The following is a 17,847-nucleotide window of genomic DNA, read 5'->3' as shown; positions in this document are numbered from 1 at the left end:
GTCAGCCGACCACGACGCCGTAGGCGAAGAGGCTGTAGAGCAGCATGCCGAGGTAGAACACGGCGCCGAAGCCGATGATCAGGTTCGACCACCACTTGGGCCGGATCGGTTTCGGCAGCATGCGGTTGTTGACCAGGAGCAGTGTCACGCAGTAGGCGCCCATGGCGAACGTCGACAGGAACGCCAGCGTGTCGAGGATGCCGCTCGGTCCGTCGGCCGGGCCGAACAGCAGGATCAGGATGCCGAACGCGATGACGCCCCACAGGAAGGCCGCGTAGAGGTGCGACATGCGCATCTTCTTGGCGCCCTTGACGAAGTGGTAGGTCATGTCGGCCTGGCCGCGCGAGAACGAGTCGAACAGGCCGAGGGTCGCGTTCAGACCGATGAGCGAGATGAAGCCGAGGAAGATGACGCCGAGGACCGAGCTGCCCGCCGAGGCGAACGAGTCGGCCATGGCCGACAGGGCGGCCTCGCGCTCGCCGTTCTCGATGATCTCCTTGACGCCCGGCGTCTGCCGCGTCGCCGCCTGCGCGATCACCGTGAAGGAGATGGTGACCAGCATGGTGACGCCCCAGAAGAGCAGTAACGCGTCGAAGGTGACCCAGCGGCGCCAGCCGCGCCACTTCTTCATCTCCTCGGGGTTGCTCGTGTCGAACATGAAGCCCCGTGAGGGCATCTGCTCTTCCTCGCCCGCGTGGCGCAGGCCGCGGATCTGCGGGATGTGCGCGCCCATGCCGGCGCCGGAGTCACGCAGGTGCAGGGTGTACCACATCTGCTGCATTCCGGACGGACCGGCGAAGGCGATCGATCCCACGATCACCGGGAACCACGCCGCCGACAGCGCCCCGTCGGGGATGTAGCCGATGGCGAACATGCCGGCGACGGTGCTGGTGACGTCGCCCCAGGTGCCGACCATGGCCGCGACGATCGCGGTGCCGATGACCAGCGCCCCGATCAGGATCGACAGCAGGCTTTCGAGCAGGCTGTAGATGACCTTGGCGAGGCTGAACACCACCCCGACCAGGAGCAGGCCGCATACCGCGGTCACTGTCCATGGGATGCCGGTTATCTCCTCGAACGCCGCCGCGCCCGCCGACAGGTGGCCCGGCCAGATGTAGACGGCTATCGCGACGACGAAGAAGAACCACATCAGCGGCTTGAAGACGCGCGCCGCGCCGAAGAAGATGCTCTCGCCGGTCGCCATGGCGTAGCGGGCCATCTCCAGCATGACGACGGCCTGCAGGGTCACGCCGACGAGGAACAGCCAGCGGATCTCCGGCCCGAACAGCAGCACCAGCCGGGGCCACATGTACGACTCGCCCATGCCCACGCCGAGAGCGACGAGGAACACGGTGGGCCCGAGGATGTGCACCGACGGGGGCGCGTCGGGCAGGGTGCGGATGGGCATCGGCTCAAGCTTGCCCGCCCGCCACACTTTCTCTTCTTGTCCTGCGGTGGCAGCCGTGGGTTCGGTCGCCGGTGTACTTGACGTGTCCACGTATGGACCTCCTCGGGAGTTGATTGGTCCCGCCTGTCCCCGATTCGCCCCCCTCTTGGGTCTCCGGCCCTGGTGACCGGAGCGTCGTGCGCCGGCCCGCCGTGCTCAGGTGCGGCGGGCCGCCGCGGTGGTGGTGCGGGTGGTGCGTCAGCCGGGCATGAGCCCTGCCGCCCTGGCCCAGCGGTATTTCGCGCCGAGCACGGCCACGGGCTTCTCCGTGGTGTAGGGGTAGGCGACCACGCCGTGGTCGAAGAGGTATTCGCAGGCCTCTTCGACCTCGGTGTCACCGGCCAGTGACGCGACGACCGGCTTGTGGTTGCCCTTGGCCCTTTCCTCGGCCACGACGCGCGCGACCAGTTCGGCGAAGACCATCGGGGGGGTGACGATGGTGTGCCAGTAACCGAGCACGAGCGCGTGGATCCGGGGGTCGGTGAGGCCCAGCCTGAGGGTGTTCTCGTAGGTCGAGGGCGGCTCGCCGCCCGTGATGTCGATCGGGTTGCCCGCCGCTCCGAACGGCGGGATGTAGGCGCGGAACGCCTCGTCGAGGTCGGGCGGGATCTCCATGAGGGTCAGCCCGTTGTCGACGCAGGCGTCGGAGAGGAGGACACCGGAGCCGCCCGCCCCGGTGATGATCACGACGTTCTCTCCCTGCGGGGTCGGCATGATCGGCAGGGATCGCGCGTATTCCAGCATGTCGTTGAGCCCGGGGGCACGGACCACACCGGCGTGCCGGAGGATGTCGTCGTAGACCTTGTCGTCACCGGCGAGCGCGCCGGTGTGGGATCCGGCGGCCTTCGCGCCCATGGCGGTCCGGCCCGCCTTCAGCACGATCACCGGCTTCTCCCTGACGACCCGCTGGACCGCCTCGACGAAGCCGCGGCCGTCTTTGAGGTCTTCGAGGTGCATGGCGACGCACTTGGTGTTGTCGTCCTGCTCGAAGAAGGTGAGGAGGTCGTCTTCGTCGACGTCGGCCTTGTTGCCGACTCCGACGATCGCGGAGACGCCCATCCGGGTGGTGCGGCTGAAGCCCAGGATCGCCATCCCGATGCCGCCGCTCTGGGAGGTCAGCGCGACGTGTCCTTGCACGTCGTAGGGGGTGCAGAAGGTCGCGCAGAGGTTCTCGGGGGTGTAGTAGTAGCCGTAGATGTTGGGGCCCAGCATGCGTACGCCGTGCTTGCGGGCGATCTCGACGACCTCCTGCTGGCCCTCGACGTTGCCGGTCTCGGCGAAGCCGGAAGGGATCATGATGGCGCCGGCGACGCCCTTCTCCCCCGCGGCCTCCAGGGCGGCCGGCACGAACGCGGCCGGGATGGCGAAGACCGCGACGTCGATCTCGCCGGGCACGTCGGCGATGCTCGGGTAGGCGGGTAACCCGAGGATCTCGGAGGACTTCGGGTTGATCGGGTAGATGTTGCCCCGGAAGCCGCCGTTGATCAGATTGCGCATGACCGAGTTGCCGATCTTCCCGGTCTCGCCGGAGGCGCCGATGACGGCGACGGCGCGGGGGTGGAAGATGCGGTTCATCTTGGCGAGGATCTCCTCGCGCGGGATGCGCGGGGTCTCCACCGGCGGTTCGGCCGACAGGATGATGCGCACGTCGGCGGCCACGGCGCCGTTCGCGGACGCGAAGACGGGGTTGAGGTCGACCTCGGCGATCTCGGGGAAGTCGGCGACCAGCGCGCCGACGCGTTCGATCATGGTCGACAGAGCCGCCCGGTCGGCCGGTGCGGCTCCGCGGGCCCCACGCAGCACCTCGGCCGCCTTGATGTCGTCCAGCATCGCCAGGGAATCATGCACTGTTAGGGGGGCGAGCCGGAAGGTCACGTCCTTTAACACTTCGACCAACGTTCCGCCGAGGCCGAACGCGACCACCTTGCCGAAGGTCGGATCGGTCACCGCGCCGATGATCACCTCGTGTCCGCCGCCGACCATCTGCTGCACCTGGACGCCGTCGATGACGGCCCCGGCGTCGTAGGCCTGGGCGTTGGCGATGATCTGGTCGTAGCCGGCGCGCACGGCCTCGGCCGAGCCCACGCCCACCAGGACGCCGCCGGCCTCGGTCTTGTGCAGGATGTCCGGGGAGACGATCTTCAGCACGACCGGGAACCCGATCGAGGTGGCCAGCTCGACGGCGTGGTCGGCCGACGTCGCCAGGCCCTCACCCGGGGTGGCGATCCCGTAGGCGTTGCAGACGAGCTTGCCCTCGGGGGCGGTGAGCGCGGTGCGCCCTTCGGCCCGTGCCTTGTCCAGGATCTCCCGGACTTCTGCCGACATCTCAGATCACTCCGTTCGTCTTCAGCTCGGCCAGCTCCTCGGCCGTTACTCCGAGCCGCGTGTAGATCTCGTCGTTGTGCTCTCCGAGCAGCGGCGGCGTCGTGATGTCGACCGGGGAGTCGGAGAGCTGAAGGGGGCTGCCGACCGTCGTGAAGTCGCCCCGGGTGGGATGGGGGACGGTGACGACCGCGCCCTCGGCGCGCAGCGACTCGTCGTCGATGAGCTCGGCGGTGGACAGGATGGGCCCGCACGGCACGTTGGCCGCGTTGAGCCGGTCGAGGACGGTCCATTTGTCGTGCTGGCTCGACCACTCTTCGATCAGCTGGAACATCTTGTCGAGCTTGTTGAGCCGCGCCTCTGGGGTGGCCCACTCGGGGTCGTCGGCCAGCTCGGGGCGGCCGATGATCTCGGAGACGGGCTTCCAGCCGACCGGCTGGACGATGACGTAGATGTAGTCGTTGGGCCCGCCGGGCGCGCACCTGACCGCCCAGCCCGGCTGACCGCCGCCGGAGGCGTTGCCTGACCGGGGCACCTCGGTGCTGAAGGTCCGGTTCGGATACTCCTTGAGGGGGCCGTGGGCCAGCCGCTGCTGGTCGCGCAGCTTGACCCGGCACAGGTTGAGCACGGCGTGCTGCATGGCGACCTGCACCCGCTGCCCCTGGCCGGTGGACTCGCGCTGGTAGAGCGCGGCCAGGATGCCGGCGACGGCGTGGACGCCGGTGCCGGAGTCGCCGATCTGCGCGCCGGTGGCCAGCGGCGGGCCCTCTTCGAACCCGGTGGTGGCCATCGAGCCGCCCATCGCCTGGGCGATCACCTCGTAGGCCTTGAACTTGGCGTACTTCCCGCCGCCGAAGCCCTTGATGGAGGCGTAGATGAGGCGGGGGTTGAGCTCCTGGAGCCGCTCCCAGGGGAAGCCCATGCGGTCGACCGCGCCGGGGCCGAAGTTCTCGACCAGGACGTCGGACTCCTGCACGAGCTTGACGAACAGCTCCTTGCCGCGCTCGCTCTTCATGTTCAGCGTGATGGAGCGCTTGTTGCAGTTGAGCATCGTGAAGTAGAGGCTGTCGACTCCGGGCAGGTCACGCAGCTGGCTCCGGGTGATGTCGCCGGTGGGGGCCTCCAGCTTGACGACGTCGGCGCCGAGCCACGCGAGCAGCTGCGTCGCGGACGGGCCCGACTGCACATGGGTCATGTCGAGGACGCGCACGCCCTCCAAGGCCTTGGGCATGCCGCTCCCTACTTGTACATCGTCTGGTTCATGGTCCCGGGGGCGTAGACGTCGGGGTCGACCCACACGTTGATCAGCGCGGGCTTGCCCGACTCGCGGGCGCGCTCCAGCGCCGGGCGGATGTCGGCGGGGTCGCGGACCTCTTCGCCGTAGCCGCCGAGCATGCGGGCGAACTCGTCGTAGCGGACGTCGCCGAGGGTGTTGCCGACGCGGCCGCGGTCCTGCCCGTATTTGGCGGCCTGGCCGTAGCGGATCTGGTTCATCGACGAGTTGTTGCCGATGACGCCGATGAACGGCAGGTCGAAGCGGACCATCGTCTCGAAGTCCCACCCGGTGAGGGAGAAGGCGCCGTCGCCGAACAGGCACAGCACCTCCTTGTCGGGCTCGGCGTACTTGGCGGCCATCGCGAAGGCGACGCCGACGCCGAGGGTGCCGAGGGGGCCCGGGTCCATCCAGTGGCCGGGCGACTTGGGCTGCACGACCTGGCCGGAGAAGGTGACGATGTCGCCGCCGTCGCCGATGTAGATGGTGTCTTCGGTGATGAACTCGTTGATCTCGTGGACCAGCCGGTAGGGGTCGATCGGCGCGGCCGCCGAGAGCTGGCGCGGGAGCCGCTTCTCGAAGGCCTGGGTCTCGACCGCGCGCAGCTCCTCGATCCACTCCTTGCGCTTGGCGGCGCCGTTGTCGACCCGGCCGGAGGCGGCCTGCGCGGCGGCGGCCAGGATGAGCCCCGCGTCGCCGACGATGCCGAGGTCGATGTCGCGGTTCTTGCCGACGGTGCGGTAGTCGAGGTCGATCTGCACGACGTTGGCCGTGCTGGACAGCCGCTTGCCGTAGCCCATGCGGAAGTCGAACGGGGTGCCGACGATGATGATGAGGTCGGCCTCGTTGAAGGCGTAGCGCCGCGAGAGCTGGAAGTGGTGGGGGTCGCCGGGCGGGAGGGTGCCCCGGCCGCTGCCGTTCATGTAGGCGGGCACGTTGAGGGCGCGGACGAAGTCGATCGCGGCGTCGGTGCCGCGCGTCGTCCAGACCTGGCTGCCGAGCAGCACGCAGGGCTTCTCTGAGTGGACGAGCAGGTCGGCCAGGCGCTCGATCGCCTCGGGGTCGCCGGCCTGGCGGGTGGAGGCGCGGTAACGGCCGGCCTGGGGGATGCGGGCCTTGGCCACCGGGACGCTGGCGTCGAGCACGTCGCGCGGGATCTCGAGGAACGACGGGCCCGGCGCGCCGTTGTAGCACTCGCGGAACGCCATCGACACGATGTCGGCCACCCGCTCGGTCGAGGGCACCGTCGCGGCGAACTTGGTGATCGGGGTCATCATGTCGACGTGGGGCAGGTCCTGCAGCGAGCCCATCTTGTGCTGGCTCAGGGCGCCCTGGCCGCCGATGAGCAACATCGGGCTCTCGGCGCGGAAGGCGTTGGCCACCCCCGTCACCGCGTCGGTGGTGCCGGGACCCGCGGTGACCACGGCGCAACCGGGTTTGCCGGTGATGCGCGCGTAGCCGTCGGCCGCGTGGGCGGCGACCTGCTCGTGGCGCACGTCGATCACGTCGATGCCCTCGTCGACACAGCCGTCGTAGATGTCGATGATGTGGCCGCCGCAGAGGGTGAAGATCACGTCGATCCCCTCCGCCTTGAGCGCCTTAGCGACCAGGTGACCACCGGAGATCTGGTCCGGGGCTGGTTCCGTCATCAGGGCCGTCCTCTCAAAGACGTTTCTGCTTTGCGTCTACGCCATACTGCATACCGTATGAGGAACATGGTTACCCCCGGCTTCCGAGGATGTCCATACCTTTCCGGCGGGTTACAAGATTTCGAACCGGTTACCGGGCGGGCAGCGCGAGGAGCTCCACCGGGCCGCCCTCCCAGCCGGGCGGGACCACGGCCAGGGCGTCGGCCATCGCCGCCCCTCGCAGCGACCCGGGCTGGTCGTGGCCCACTGGGATCGCGCCGCGCGCCGATCTCCAGACCGGCACCAGGCGGGTGTCGCGCGGATGGGCGCGCACCGGCCCGGCGAGGGTGCTGAGCTCGCCTTCGGGCTCGGGCCGCCCGTCGAGCGCGCGCAGCACCGGCAGCAGCAGCGTCAGCGCTGCCGCCAGAGCCGCGAACGGATTGCCGGGCAGCCCGACCACCAGCCGCCCTCCCGGCAACCGGGCGAGGGCCTGCGGATGGCCGGGCCGCACCGCGACGCCGTCGACCAGGACCGCCGCGCCGAGCCGGCCGAGCACTCCGCGCAGGTGATCGGCCGGCCCCTTCGACGACGCGCCGCAGACCACAACGACGTCGGCCCCCGGTTCCCCCAGAGCGGCCTCCAACACCTCGGCCCCGTCGGGCAGGCGACGCGGCGGCAGCGCCTCGCCGTCGGCCGCGGCGATCAACGGCGACAACATCGGCCCCACGGCGTCGCGCACGAACCCCGCTCCCGGCACCCCCGAGCCCACCACCTCGTCGCCGGTGACCAGCACCGACACGATCGGCCGTGGCCGCACCCACAGGGTGTCGTGGCCGAGCCCGGCGGCCAGCCCGAGCACGGCGGGCGTGACGAGCGCCCCCGAGGTCAGCACGACCTCTCCCTCGGAGACGTTCTCCCCCCGCCGCCTGATGTGCCTGCCCGGCTCACAGTGCCCGCTGACCAGCAGCCCGGCCTGTTCCGTCTTTTCGTACGGCACCACGCACACGGCCCCGGCGGGCACGGCCGCCCCCGTGGCGATCTCCACGGCCTCGCCGGGACCGAGCTCCCGAGGGAAGGGCGAGCCCCCGGCCAGCACGCCGCCGACGACGTGCCACGGGCCGGGGCCGCCGACCGCGTAGCCGTCCATCGCCGACACGTCGGCGCCCGGCAGGGCCACGAGCGCGCGCAGCGCGGCGGCCAACCGGCGGCCGTGGGCGGAGGACAGCGGGACCTCGGCCGCGACCAGCGGCAACGTCGCCGCGGCGGCGAGCCGGCGGGCTCGATCCCACGGCAGATCGGCGTGCCCGGCGGCGGATTCGGGCCGGGTATGCGACAGCACGGTCATCGGTCGACCTCCTTGACGACGCCGTTGCCATACCGTATACCGAATGCACTGTCGACGCGAGAACGGAGCTAGTGTGAAGGTCGCTGTTCTTGGCGCCGGCGCCATCGGCGCGTATGTGGGGGCCGCCCTGCATCGCGCCGGCGTCGAGGTGCATCTGATAGCCCGCGGGGAGCATCTCGCGGCCATGCGGAAGTCAGGCGTGCGCGTGCTCAGCCCGCGCGGCGACTTCACCGCCCACCCGCACACCACCGACGATCCCCACGAGGTCGGCCCCGTCGACCACGTCTTCCTCGGCCTGAAGGCCAACTCCTACGCCGCGGCCGGTCAGATGATCGCGCCCATGCTCCACGAGTCCACCAGCCTCATCGCCGCCCAGAACGGCATCCCGTGGTGGTACTTCCACCGGCTCGGCGGCCCCTACGACGGCTACCGCATCGAGAGCGTCGACCCCGGCGGCTCAGTGACCGAGGCGCTCCCGCTGGAGCGCGCCATCGGCTGCGTCGTCTACGCCGCCACCGAGATCGAGGCCCCCGGCGTGATCCGCCACCTCGAAGGAACCCGCTTCTCCATCGGCGAGCCCAGCGGGGAGTTGTCCCCCCGGTGCGTCGAGTTCAGCAACGCCATGGTCGCCGGCGACCTCAAATGCCCGGTAGAAGCCGATCTGCGCAAAGACATCTGGGTCAAGCTGATGGGCAACGTCGCGTTCAACCCGATCAGCGCGCTCGCCCGCGCGACGATGGCGGGCATCTGCCGCCACACGGGCGCCCGCGAGCTGGTCAGAACCATGATGGAAGAGACGGTCGCGGTCGCCCAGGCGGTCGGCTGCAACCCCCACATCTCGATCGAGCGGCGGCTCGCCGGGGCCGAGAAGGCCGGCGAGCACAAGACCTCCACGCTCCAGGACCTGGAGAAGGGCAAGCCCCTCGAACTCGACGTGCTGCTCTCGGCCGTGGTCGAGCTGGCCGACCTGACCGAGACGCCGGTGCCCACGCTGCGGGCCATCCACGCCGTCACCGATCTGCTCGACACCCAGACCCGGCTTGTCGGCGCAGCATGAGCCAACATACCGTAGTCTGCATACAGAATACGAAAGGATGAGGTCGATGAAGCGGAAGAAGACCGAGCACTACGACCGGCTGACCCATCCCCTGGTGCGCGAGAACGGTGTGCTGCGGCGGGCCACGTGGGAAGAGGCGCTCGATCGTGCGGCCGAGGGCTTCCGGCGCAACGTGGCGGCCCACGGGCCCAACGCCTTCGCCATGTTGTCGTGCGCCCGGTCGACCAACGAGATGAACTACATCGGCCAGAAGTTCACCCGCGTGGTCATCGGCACCAACAACGTCGACTCGTGCAACCGCACCTGCCACGCCCCGAGCGTGGCGGGCCTGTCGGCCGTCTTCGGCAGCGGCGGCGGCACCTCCTCCTACCAGGAGGTCGAAGACGCCGACGTGATCCTCATGTGGGGTTCGGCGGCCCGCAACGCCCACCCCATCTTCTTCCAGCACGTCCTCAAGGGCATCCGCAAGGGCGCCAGGATGTTCGCCGTCGACCCCCGCCGGACCGGCACCGCCCAGTGGGCCGACCGCTGGCTGGGCCTCAACGTCGGCACCGACATCCCGCTCGCCCACGCCGTCGCCCGCGAGATCATCCACGCCGGTCTCCACAACACGACGTTCATCGAGCGCGCCACCGAGGGCTTCGCCGAATACGCCGCCAGCGTCGAACCGTGGACGTTGTCGGCGGCCGAGCAGGTCACCGGCGTGCCCGCCGAGGCGATCCGCGAGATGGCCCACGCCTACGCCCGCGCCGACCGCGCGCAGCTGGTGTGGACCCTCGGCATCACCGAACACCACAACGCCACCGACAACGTGCGCGCCCTCATCAACCTGTCCCTGCTGACCGGCCACGTCGGCCGCTACGGCTCGGGGCTGTCGCCGCTGCGCGGCCAGAACAACGTGCAGGGCGGCGGGGACATGGGCGCCATCCCCAACCGTCTCCCCGGCTTCCAGGACATCCTCGACCCCGCGATCCGGGCCCGCTTCGAAGCGGCCTGGCAGGCGCCCATCCAGCCCCGCTACGGCCTCAACCTGACCGAGATGCTCGAGGCCATGGCCGAGGGCGAGGTCACCACCTGCTACCTCATCGGCGAGAACCCGGTCCAGTCCGAGGCCGACTCGCTGAGCTGCGTCAAGCGGCTCAGCATGCTTGACCACCTCGTCGTCCAGGACATCTTCCTGACCAAGACGGCCCAGATGGCCGACGTGGTGCTGCCCGCCGGGGCGGCCTGGTGCGAGTCCGACGGCACCTTCACCAACAGCGAGCGCCGCGTCCAGCGGGTGCGTGCCGCGCTGGTGCCGCCGGGCGAGGCCCGCGACGACATCTGGATCCTGTGCGAGCTGGCCCGCCGGCTCGGCCACGACTGGAACTACTCCGGCGCCGAAGAGGTCTGGGACGAACTGCGTTCGGTCTCGCCCGCCCACTACGGCATGACCTACGAGCGGCTGGCCGAACACCAGGGCATCCAGTGGCCGTGCCCCTCGACCGAGGAGCTCGAACCCCCGTTCCTCCACGGCCGCCTGTGGGAGACCGACCCCGACAGACGCGGGAGACCGGCGCCGTTCGCGATCCTGCGCCACTCGCCACCGGTCGACCTGCTCGACGACGAATACCCGTTCCGGCTGACCACCGGCCGCCGCCTCGACTCCTACAACACGGGGGTGCAGAGCTCCGGCTTCGCCTCGCCGCTGCGGCGCGGCGAGAACATCGAACTGTCCCCCGAAGACGCCGCCACGCTGGGCGTCACCGCGGGCGAGGAGGTCCGCATCTCCTCGCGGCGGGGCACCGTCGTGGCCCCGGTCTACATCGACCCGGCGCTGCGTCCGGGCCTGGTGTTCATGACGATGCACTTCCCCGACGAGGTCGACACCAACGCCCTGACGATCGAGGCGACCTGCCCGATCGCCGGGACGGCGGAGTTCAAGGCCGCGGCGGTGCGCATCGACCGCCTCGTTCCCGCGAAGGCCGGGTGACCGACGCATGGATCTTCGGTTCCGCGACGCCGAACCGACCGCCGAGGAGCGCGCCGCCGTCGACGCGCTCCTCGGAGCGCCCTCGTCCGCCTGGGACGGCGGCGACCGCACCGAGTTCGACCTGCGCTTCGCCACGCAGGCCCCCCGGGTGGCACGCGACCGCCGCGACCTGCTGCTGCCCGCCCTCCACGCGGTCAACGACCGGGTGGGCTGGATCAGCGAGGGCGCGCTCGACTACATCTGCCGCCGTCTGACGATCCCGCCCGCCGAGGCCTATTCGGTGGCGACCTTCTACTCGCTGTTCTCCGTCAAGCCCCGCCAGGCGCGGGTGCTCCACGTCTGCACCGACCTCGCGTGCGCCGCCAAGGGCGCCGAGGCGGTCCGCCGCGACGTCGAGGAGCGCTTCGGCCCGCCCGGAGTGTCCTGGCAGCCGAGCCCGTGCCTGGGTCTGTGCGAACGTGCTCCCGCCGCGTTGGCGATCGAGGCGGGCGATCCCCCGACGAACGCGGTCTACGGGCCGTGCGCCGTCGGGCAGGAATGGCCGGCCACGACAGAGGAACCTCCGGTCGAAGCCGCAGTGCCACAAGCCCAGCCGCACGGACCGGCGACCCCACGGCCGGTCCCGGCTGCGGTTTCGTCTCCCGCTCCGGGTTCAGGTTCGGCTCCGGCTCCAGGCTCGACTCTGGGTTCGGATTTGGGTCCCGCTGAGGGTTCGAGTTTGGGTTCCGGGACGATTTCGCAGACGGGCCCGGATGTCCTTCCGGGTGACGGCGGCCGGTCGCCTGGGTCCGGCGAGCTGGTCCTGCTCAGGCGCATCGGTGTCGTCGACCCCCTGAGCCTCGACGACTACCGGGCGACCGGCGGCTACACCGGCCTGCGCCGGGCCTTCGAGCTCGGCCCCACCGGGGTCATCCGCGAGGTGCTGGAGTCGGGGCTCGTCGGGCGGGGCGGCGCGGCCTTCCCGACGGGCCGCAAGTGGGAGGCGACCGCGCGGCAGCTCGACCGTCCCCACTACCTCGTCTGCAACGCCGACGAGAGCGAGCCGGGCACCTTCAAAGACCGGGTGCTGATGGAGGGCGACCCGTTCGCCCTGATCGAGGCCATGACGATCGCGGGTTACGCCAACGGCTGCACCCTCGGCTACCTCTACATCCGGGGCGAATACCCGCGCGCGCTCAAGCGGCTGGAGAACGCGATCACGGTCGCGCGGTCGCGGGGGTTGCTGGGCGACGACATCCTCGGCCAGGGGTTCTCGTTCGACATCGAGATCCGGCGCGGCGCGGGGGCCTACATCTGCGGCGAGGAAACCGCGATCTTCAACTCGATCGAGGGCTTCCGGGGGGAGCCCCGCACCAAGCCCCCGTTCCCGGTGGAGAAGGGCCTGTTCGGCAAGCCCACGGTGGTCAACAACGTCGAGACCCTGGTCAACGTGCCGCACATCCTGGAGATGGGCGCCGCCGCCTACGCGGCCGTCGGCACCTCGTCGTCCACCGGCACCAAGTTGTTCTGCGTCTCGGGCACGGTCGAGCGGCCGGGCATCTACGAGGTCCCGTTCGGCGCCAGCCTGCGCGACCTGCTCGACCTCGCCGGGGGTGCGACCGGTGAGCTGCGGGCGGTGCTGCTCGGCGGCGCGGCCGGGGCGTTCGTGCGGGCCGACGAGCTCGACATCCCGCTGACCTTCGAGGGCACCCGCGCGGCCGGGGCCACGCTCGGCTCCGGGGTCGTGCTGGTGCTGAACGACACGGTCGAGCTGCCCGGCGTGCTGCTGCGCATCGCCGAGTTCTTCCGCGACGAGTCGTGCGGTCAGTGCGTGCCCTGCCGGGTCGGCACCGTCCGCCAGGAGGAGGCCCTCCACCGGCTCTCCAAGCGGCGCAGCGAGGGCGACCTGCTGCTATTGCGGGAGGTGGGCCAGGCCATGCGCGACGCCTCGATCTGCGGCCTGGGCCAGACCGCCTGGAACGCCGTCGAATCAGCCATCGACCGGCTTGGAGTGTTCACGGCTAAGGAGAGCTCATGAGCGTCCCCCTGCGTCCGCCACGGCGGCTCATCGAGATCACCGTCGACGGCGAGGCGATGCGCGTCCCCGAAGGCGACACCCTGCTCGACGCCTGCCAGTCGGCCGGAAAGGACATCCCGACCCTCTGTTACGGCGACACCCTCAACCCGAAGAACGCCTGCCGGGTCTGCGTCGTCGAGGTCGAGGGCGCCCGCACCCTCGCCCCGGCGTGCTCACGCAAGGCCGAGCCCGGCATGGTCGTGAAGACCGACTCCGACCGCGCCCGCCACAGCCGCAAGGTGGTGCTGGAGCTGCTCGGCTCCTCCGTCGACCTGTCGACCACCCCGAACGCCAAGGAGTGGATGGCCGAATACGGCGCCGACCCGGCCCGCTTCGGCGAAGACGCCGCGACGGTGGCCGAGCCCCCGAAGGTCGACAACGACCTCTACGTGCGCGACTACGCCAAGTGCATCCTGTGCTACAAGTGCGTCGACGCGTGCGGCGAGCAGTGGCAGAACTCCTTCGCCATCTCGGTGGCCGGGCGCGGCTTCGACGCCACGATCTCCACCGAGTTCGACGCCCCGCTGACCGACTCGGCCTGCGTGTTCTGCGGCAACTGCGTCGAGGTCTGCCCGACGGGCGCGTTGTCGTTCAAGAACGAGTTCGACATGCGCGAGGCCGGCACCTGGGACGAGGAGCGCCAGACCCAGACCACCACGATCTGCAGCTACTGCGGTGTGGGCTGCAACCTGACCCTCCACGTGCAGGACAACACGATCGTGAAGGTCACCTCTCCCCACGACAACCCGGTGACCCACGGCAACCTGTGCATCAAGGGGCGGTTCGGCTTCCAGCACGTCCAGAACGTGGCCTCCGATGGGTAGGGTCACCGTCCAGCGGCGCATCCTGCGACTGCGGGAGACCGGGCACGCCCACCGGGTCGACGTCCTGGCCGCCGAGGAGCCGCTGGAGATCCGGCTCAACGGCAAGCCGCTCACCATCACGATGCGCACCCCCGGCGACGACTTCGACCTCGCCGCCGGGTTCCTCGTCAGCGAGGGCGTCATCGGCAAGGCGAGCGACATCGAGGCCATCCGCTACTGCGCGGGGGCCCTGGAGAACGGCCAGAACACCTACAACGTGCTCGACGTGCGGCTCACGACCGGCGTGAGGCCGCCGGCCACCTCCCTGGAGCGCAACTTCTACACGACCTCGTCGTGCGGGGTCTGCGGCAAGGCCTCGCTCGACGCGGTCCGGACGGTCGCCCGCTGGGACGTCGCCCCCGACGACGTCACGTTCTCCGAAGAGGTCATCGCCGAGTTGCCCGAGAGGCTGCGTACCGCCCAGAAGGTGTTCGACCGGACCGGCGGCCTGCACGCCGCCGGGTTGTTCACGCCGACCGGCCGGGCGCTGGCTGTCAGGGAGGACGTCGGCCGCCACAACGCGGTCGACAAGCTGGTCGGATGGGCGCTGCGAGACGACCGGCTGCCCCTTCGGCAAACGGCGCTCATGGTGTCGGGCAGGGCCTCGTTCGAACTCGTCCAGAAGGCCGTCATGGCGGGCGTTCCGGTGCTGGCCGCGGTGTCGGCGCCGTCAAGCTTGGCGGTGGAACTGGCCGCCGAGTCCGGGTTGACCCTGCTCGGGTTCGTGCGTGGCCGCTCCATGAACGTCTACTCCGGAGAGGAGCGGATCAGCGCGTCATCGTGATTCGCCGCCCGAGGTCAGGGGCATGGCCGGTGGCGTCTTCACGATGGCGGACGGGATGCCGGCGGTGACACTTCGCCCCCCTCGCCACCGGCATCCCGAATGCCACATTTCGCCCTGTACGTGAACTTTAAAATCTCTTAGCCGTCTTCGCCCTCACCAAAGGGGATCACTCTCCGTGTCAATGACATGACTTATCGGAGGGGCACCAGAGATGAGAGCCGCGGCGACTGTCGGATTGATCGTGCTGGCCGGGTGTGTGGCATGTGGCGCCAACCAAGGCCAGAAGCCCGCTACGGCGGTTGAGGTCAAACCGGCGGCCATCAAGCCGGTGAGCGCGGCCAACGCGAAGGCGGTCAAGGCCAACGAACTGGGTCAGATCCCGGTCCTGATGTACCACCGCATCATCGAGAACCCGACCACGCAGGACGACCGCACGCCGAAGCAGTTCCGCACCGAACTCGAACGGCTGGCCAAGGAAGGCTACGTGCCGATCACCGCCGCCGAGTACGTGACCGGGAAGATCGACATTCCGGCCGGGAAGCACCCGGTCGTGCTGACCTTCGACGACTCGTCGCCGTCGCAGGTCACCCTGGACGGGACCGGCACCCCGGCCAAGGACACCGCGGTGGCGATCCTGCTGGAGGCGGGCGCGAAGTACCCGGGCTTCCGCCCGGTGGCGACGTTCTATGTGACGCGCGACATGTTCGGCAAGAGCAGCCCGGCCGAGCAGGCGCAGATCGTCTCCTGGCTGAAGCAGCACGGCATGGAACTGGGCAACCACACGAAAGACCACACCAACCTGATGGGCAAGCCCAAGCAGGTCGTGCTCGACGAGGTCACCGCCGGGCACAAGCTGATCACCGACCTCAACGGCGGCGAGGTCGTCACCTTCGCCCTCCCCTACGGCAACCAGCCGAAGACCAAGGAGTGGGCGCTCAAGGGCTCCGACAAGGGGGTGAAGTACAACTACTCCGGCGTGTTCCTGGCGGGCTACATGCCGGCCCAGTCACCGTTCAGCGGAGCGTTCGACCCGCTGGGCATCCCGCGGATCCGGTCGATGGACAAGAAGGGCGACTGCGCGAAGTTCTGCTCGACGGGGTGGCTCGACTGGCTGAAGGAGAACCCGGGCGAGCGCTACACCAGTGACGGCGACCCGCGCACAGTGGCGTTCCCGAAGTTCCAGGAGACGATGCTGGCGCCGAGCGCCAAGACAAAGGCACTCGCCTATTAAAAGATCATCTTTCCATCAAGATCGCCTAAGTCCGGTCTGTCCGGGGATCTCCGTGGGAATTTCGCCCCCATGCGGACATATATGGTCGTCGGCCTCGGATTCGGGCTGGCGCTGATCACCGGGTCGGCGGCCTTCGCCGACTCGGCGGATAGAAAGCACGGCAACCAAGCCGTGAAAGACAGGCAGCACAAGCACGTACAGGAGAACAAGCAGCACGGGCGCCCGACCGTGCACCGTGACCACACACGGGACCGGCGCCCTGTTGCGACCCGCGCGCACGGCACGGCCAACCGGCAGCCGGCCCTCGGCACAGCCGCCCGGCACACGGTCACCGGCACGACCAACCAGCACGCCGCCTGGGCGGCGGCCCACCGCCACGCGGCCCAGAGCACGCACAACCAGCGCGCGGCCTCCGCCGTCGTGCCGCGGCGCGCGGCCCTGGGCACGGCCCAGCAACGCGCGGCCCACGCCGCACTCCAGCAGCTCGCGGCCCTGAGCACGGCCCAGCAGCGCGCGGCCTCCGCCGCACTCCAGCGGCACGCGGCCCGGTACACCGCCACCCGCCACACGGCCGCCCAGCACGCCGCTCTGACGGCGGCACAACGGCGCGCGGCCAACGGCGTGGCGCAACGACGCGTGGCCGCGACCACGACGGCCGGGCGCGCGCTCACCGGCGCGGCCGTCCAGCGCGCGGCCCACGGCACCACGAACGGGCGCACGGTCCTCGGCCACCACCACTCCGAGGCGAATCACCGGCGCTCGATGTCGCCCCGCAGAGACCCTGACGGCCGCCGGCACATGCGTTTCCACTACACCGACCGCCCGGACGCGCACGACCGCCACCATGACGGGCACCCGCGACATCACGACATGCACGGCGACCGCGCACACGGCCGCCACCACGACATGCATGACGGCCGCCACCGCGACACGCATGGCAGGCATCACAACATGGACGACAGACGTCACGACGTGGACACCCGCCATCACGACCTGGACATTCGCCATCACGACATGGAGGCCCGCCACCACGACATGCACGGTCGCCACGACATGCTCGACGGCCGCCACCACGACACGCATGGCAGGCATCACGACGCCCACGGCCGCCGCCACGAAACGCATGGCCGCCACCACGACGCCCACGCCCGCCACCACGGGCACCCGAACGCCCACCACGGGCACCACGCCGGCACGCACCACGCCCACCAGGTCGGCCACCAGCGGCACGAGCGTCAACGACCGCGTCGTATCGAGGTCATGAAGTTCGGCGACAAGAGTCACCAGATCCGCGCCATGAAGCAGCGCCTGCGCGAACTCGGCTTCGACTCCGGCGTCGACGACGGCCGTTACGGCGAGACCACCCGTTACGCCGTCTGGGCCTTCCAGAAGGTCAACGGCCTGCGCATGACCAACCGCATCGACCGGGACACCATGTGGGCGCTGCGCCACCCGCGGCGCGTCAAGCCGCTGGTCCGCCCCAGGGCCACCGACCGGGTCGAGATCGACGTCCGGCGGCAGCTGCTCACCGTCTGGCGGGACGGCAAGCCCGATCTGACCACCCACATCTCGACGGGCGCGAACCGGTCGTACTGCGACAACGGTCACTGCGGCTTCGCCCGCACTCCCGTCGGCGACTTCCGGGCGGGGACGCGGGCGCCGGGCTGGACGACGAGCCCGCTCGGCACGATGTTCAACTCGATCTACTTCAACGGCGGCATCGCCATGCACGGATCCTCGGAGGTTCCCAAATATCCGGCCTCACATGGATGCATCCGGATTCCGATCCACACCTCGAAGATCATCTACGCCATGGTCCAGTCGGGCGAGCCGGTCTACGTCCGTGGCGCGCAGAGCAAGTACACCTGA

12 protein-coding genes are annotated in these 17,847 nt (G+C 69.9%); 7 read left to right on the top strand and 5 right to left on the bottom strand.

Going from position 1 to position 17,847, the window contains the following annotated elements:
* Window position 1: 1 nt before the first annotated feature.
* The 5 genes from GT755_RS18885 to GT755_RS18865 form a co-directional block, all read right to left on the bottom strand.
* Complete coding sequence (locus GT755_RS18885; RefSeq protein WP_161480988.1) at window positions 2-1,408, bottom strand: Nramp family divalent metal transporter; 1,407 nt, start codon at window positions 1,406-1,408, stop codon at window positions 2-4.
* 237 nt (window positions 1,409-1,645) lie between these two features.
* Complete coding sequence (locus GT755_RS18880; protein WP_161480987.1) at window positions 1,646-3,772, bottom strand: acetate--CoA ligase family protein; 2,127 nt, start codon at window positions 3,770-3,772, stop codon at window positions 1,646-1,648.
* A gap of 1 nt (window position 3,773) precedes the next feature.
* Window positions 3,774-5,000: a formyl-CoA transferase gene (gene frc / locus GT755_RS18875; RefSeq protein WP_161480986.1), complete on the bottom strand. Its 1,227-nt coding sequence runs from the start codon at window positions 4,998-5,000 to the stop codon at window positions 3,774-3,776.
* An 8-nt stretch (window positions 5,001-5,008) separates the two neighbouring features.
* Complete coding sequence (locus tag GT755_RS18870; protein ID WP_161480985.1) at window positions 5,009-6,691, bottom strand: thiamine pyrophosphate-binding protein; 1,683 nt, start codon at window positions 6,689-6,691, stop codon at window positions 5,009-5,011.
* 130 nt (window positions 6,692-6,821) lie between these two features.
* A complete protein-coding gene (locus tag GT755_RS18865) occupies window positions 6,822-8,015 on the bottom strand; it encodes a molybdopterin molybdotransferase MoeA (RefSeq protein ID WP_161480984.1) in 1,194 nt (397 codons plus the stop codon).
* Between the two features lie 73 nt (window positions 8,016-8,088).
* Between GT755_RS18865 and GT755_RS18860 the strand changes: the two genes are divergently transcribed.
* The 7 genes from GT755_RS18860 (at window position 8,089) to GT755_RS18830 (ending at window position 17,847) form a co-directional block, all read left to right on the top strand.
* Window positions 8,089-9,072, top strand: coding sequence for a 2-dehydropantoate 2-reductase (locus GT755_RS18860; RefSeq protein ID WP_161480983.1), 984 nt, complete (start codon window positions 8,089-8,091; stop codon window positions 9,070-9,072).
* A 37-nt stretch (window positions 9,073-9,109) separates the two neighbouring features.
* Window positions 9,110-11,044, top strand: a complete 1,935-nt coding sequence (locus GT755_RS18855; RefSeq protein ID WP_202610197.1) for a molybdopterin oxidoreductase family protein — start codon at window positions 9,110-9,112, stop codon at window positions 11,042-11,044.
* 7 nt (window positions 11,045-11,051) lie between these two features.
* On the top strand, window positions 11,052-13,061 hold the full coding sequence (locus GT755_RS18850; RefSeq protein ID WP_161480981.1) for an NAD(P)H-dependent oxidoreductase subunit E: 2,010 nt from the start codon (window positions 11,052-11,054) through the stop codon (window positions 13,059-13,061).
* Window positions 13,058-13,924, top strand: a complete 867-nt coding sequence (locus GT755_RS18845; protein WP_030454873.1) for a 2Fe-2S iron-sulfur cluster-binding protein — start codon at window positions 13,058-13,060, stop codon at window positions 13,922-13,924. The genes GT755_RS18850 and GT755_RS18845 overlap by 4 nt, the downstream gene beginning before the upstream one ends.
* Window positions 13,917-14,747 carry a formate dehydrogenase accessory sulfurtransferase FdhD gene (fdhD, locus tag GT755_RS18840; RefSeq protein ID WP_161480980.1) on the top strand — a complete coding sequence of 277 codons (831 nt, stop codon included), beginning with the start codon at window positions 13,917-13,919 and terminating at the stop codon, window positions 14,745-14,747. The genes GT755_RS18845 and fdhD overlap by 8 nt, the downstream gene beginning before the upstream one ends.
* Before the next feature lie 211 nt (window positions 14,748-14,958).
* The gene (locus tag GT755_RS18835) at window positions 14,959-15,978 is read left to right on the top strand and encodes a polysaccharide deacetylase family protein (protein ID WP_161480979.1); all 1,020 of its coding nucleotides are present in this window, start codon (window positions 14,959-14,961) and stop codon (window positions 15,976-15,978) included.
* A gap of 69 nt (window positions 15,979-16,047) precedes the next feature.
* On the top strand, window positions 16,048-17,847 hold the full coding sequence (locus tag GT755_RS18830; RefSeq protein ID WP_161480978.1) for a L,D-transpeptidase family protein: 1,800 nt from the start codon (window positions 16,048-16,050) through the stop codon (window positions 17,845-17,847).

This window comes from Herbidospora solisilvae (assembly GCF_009901565.1).
GTDB lineage: Bacteria > Actinomycetota > Actinomycetes > Streptosporangiales > Streptosporangiaceae > Herbidospora > Herbidospora solisilvae.
This window is presented reverse-complemented; position numbering and strand designations above follow the sequence as displayed.

What these genes read in the sequence shown, in the direction of transcription:
- GT755_RS18885 (WP_161480988.1), bottom strand. Translation starts at nt 1,408, where the DNA reads ATGCCCATCCGCACCCTGCCCGACGCGCCCCCGTCGGTGCACATCCTC.
- GT755_RS18880 (WP_161480987.1), bottom strand. Translation starts at nt 3,772, where the DNA reads ATGTCGGCAGAAGTCCGGGAGATCCTGGACAAGGCACGGGCCGAAGGG.
- frc (WP_161480986.1), bottom strand. Translation starts at nt 5,000, where the DNA reads ATGCCCAAGGCCTTGGAGGGCGTGCGCGTCCTCGACATGACCCATGTG.
- GT755_RS18870 (WP_161480985.1), bottom strand. Translation starts at nt 6,691, where the DNA reads ATGACGGAACCAGCCCCGGACCAGATCTCCGGTGGTCACCTGGTCGCT.
- GT755_RS18865 (WP_161480984.1), bottom strand. Translation starts at nt 8,015, where the DNA reads ATGACCGTGCTGTCGCATACCCGGCCCGAATCCGCCGCCGGGCACGCC.
- GT755_RS18855 (WP_202610197.1), top strand. Translation starts at nt 9,110, where the DNA reads ATGAGGTCGATGAAGCGGAAGAAGACCGAGCACTACGACCGGCTGACC.
- GT755_RS18850 (WP_161480981.1), top strand. Translation starts at nt 11,052, where the DNA reads ATGGATCTTCGGTTCCGCGACGCCGAACCGACCGCCGAGGAGCGCGCC.
- GT755_RS18845 (WP_030454873.1), top strand. Translation starts at nt 13,058, where the DNA reads ATGAGCGTCCCCCTGCGTCCGCCACGGCGGCTCATCGAGATCACCGTC.
- fdhD (WP_161480980.1), top strand. Translation starts at nt 13,917, where the DNA reads ATGGGTAGGGTCACCGTCCAGCGGCGCATCCTGCGACTGCGGGAGACC.
- GT755_RS18835 (WP_161480979.1), top strand. Translation starts at nt 14,959, where the DNA reads ATGAGAGCCGCGGCGACTGTCGGATTGATCGTGCTGGCCGGGTGTGTG.
- GT755_RS18830 (WP_161480978.1), top strand. Translation starts at nt 16,048, where the DNA reads ATGCGGACATATATGGTCGTCGGCCTCGGATTCGGGCTGGCGCTGATC.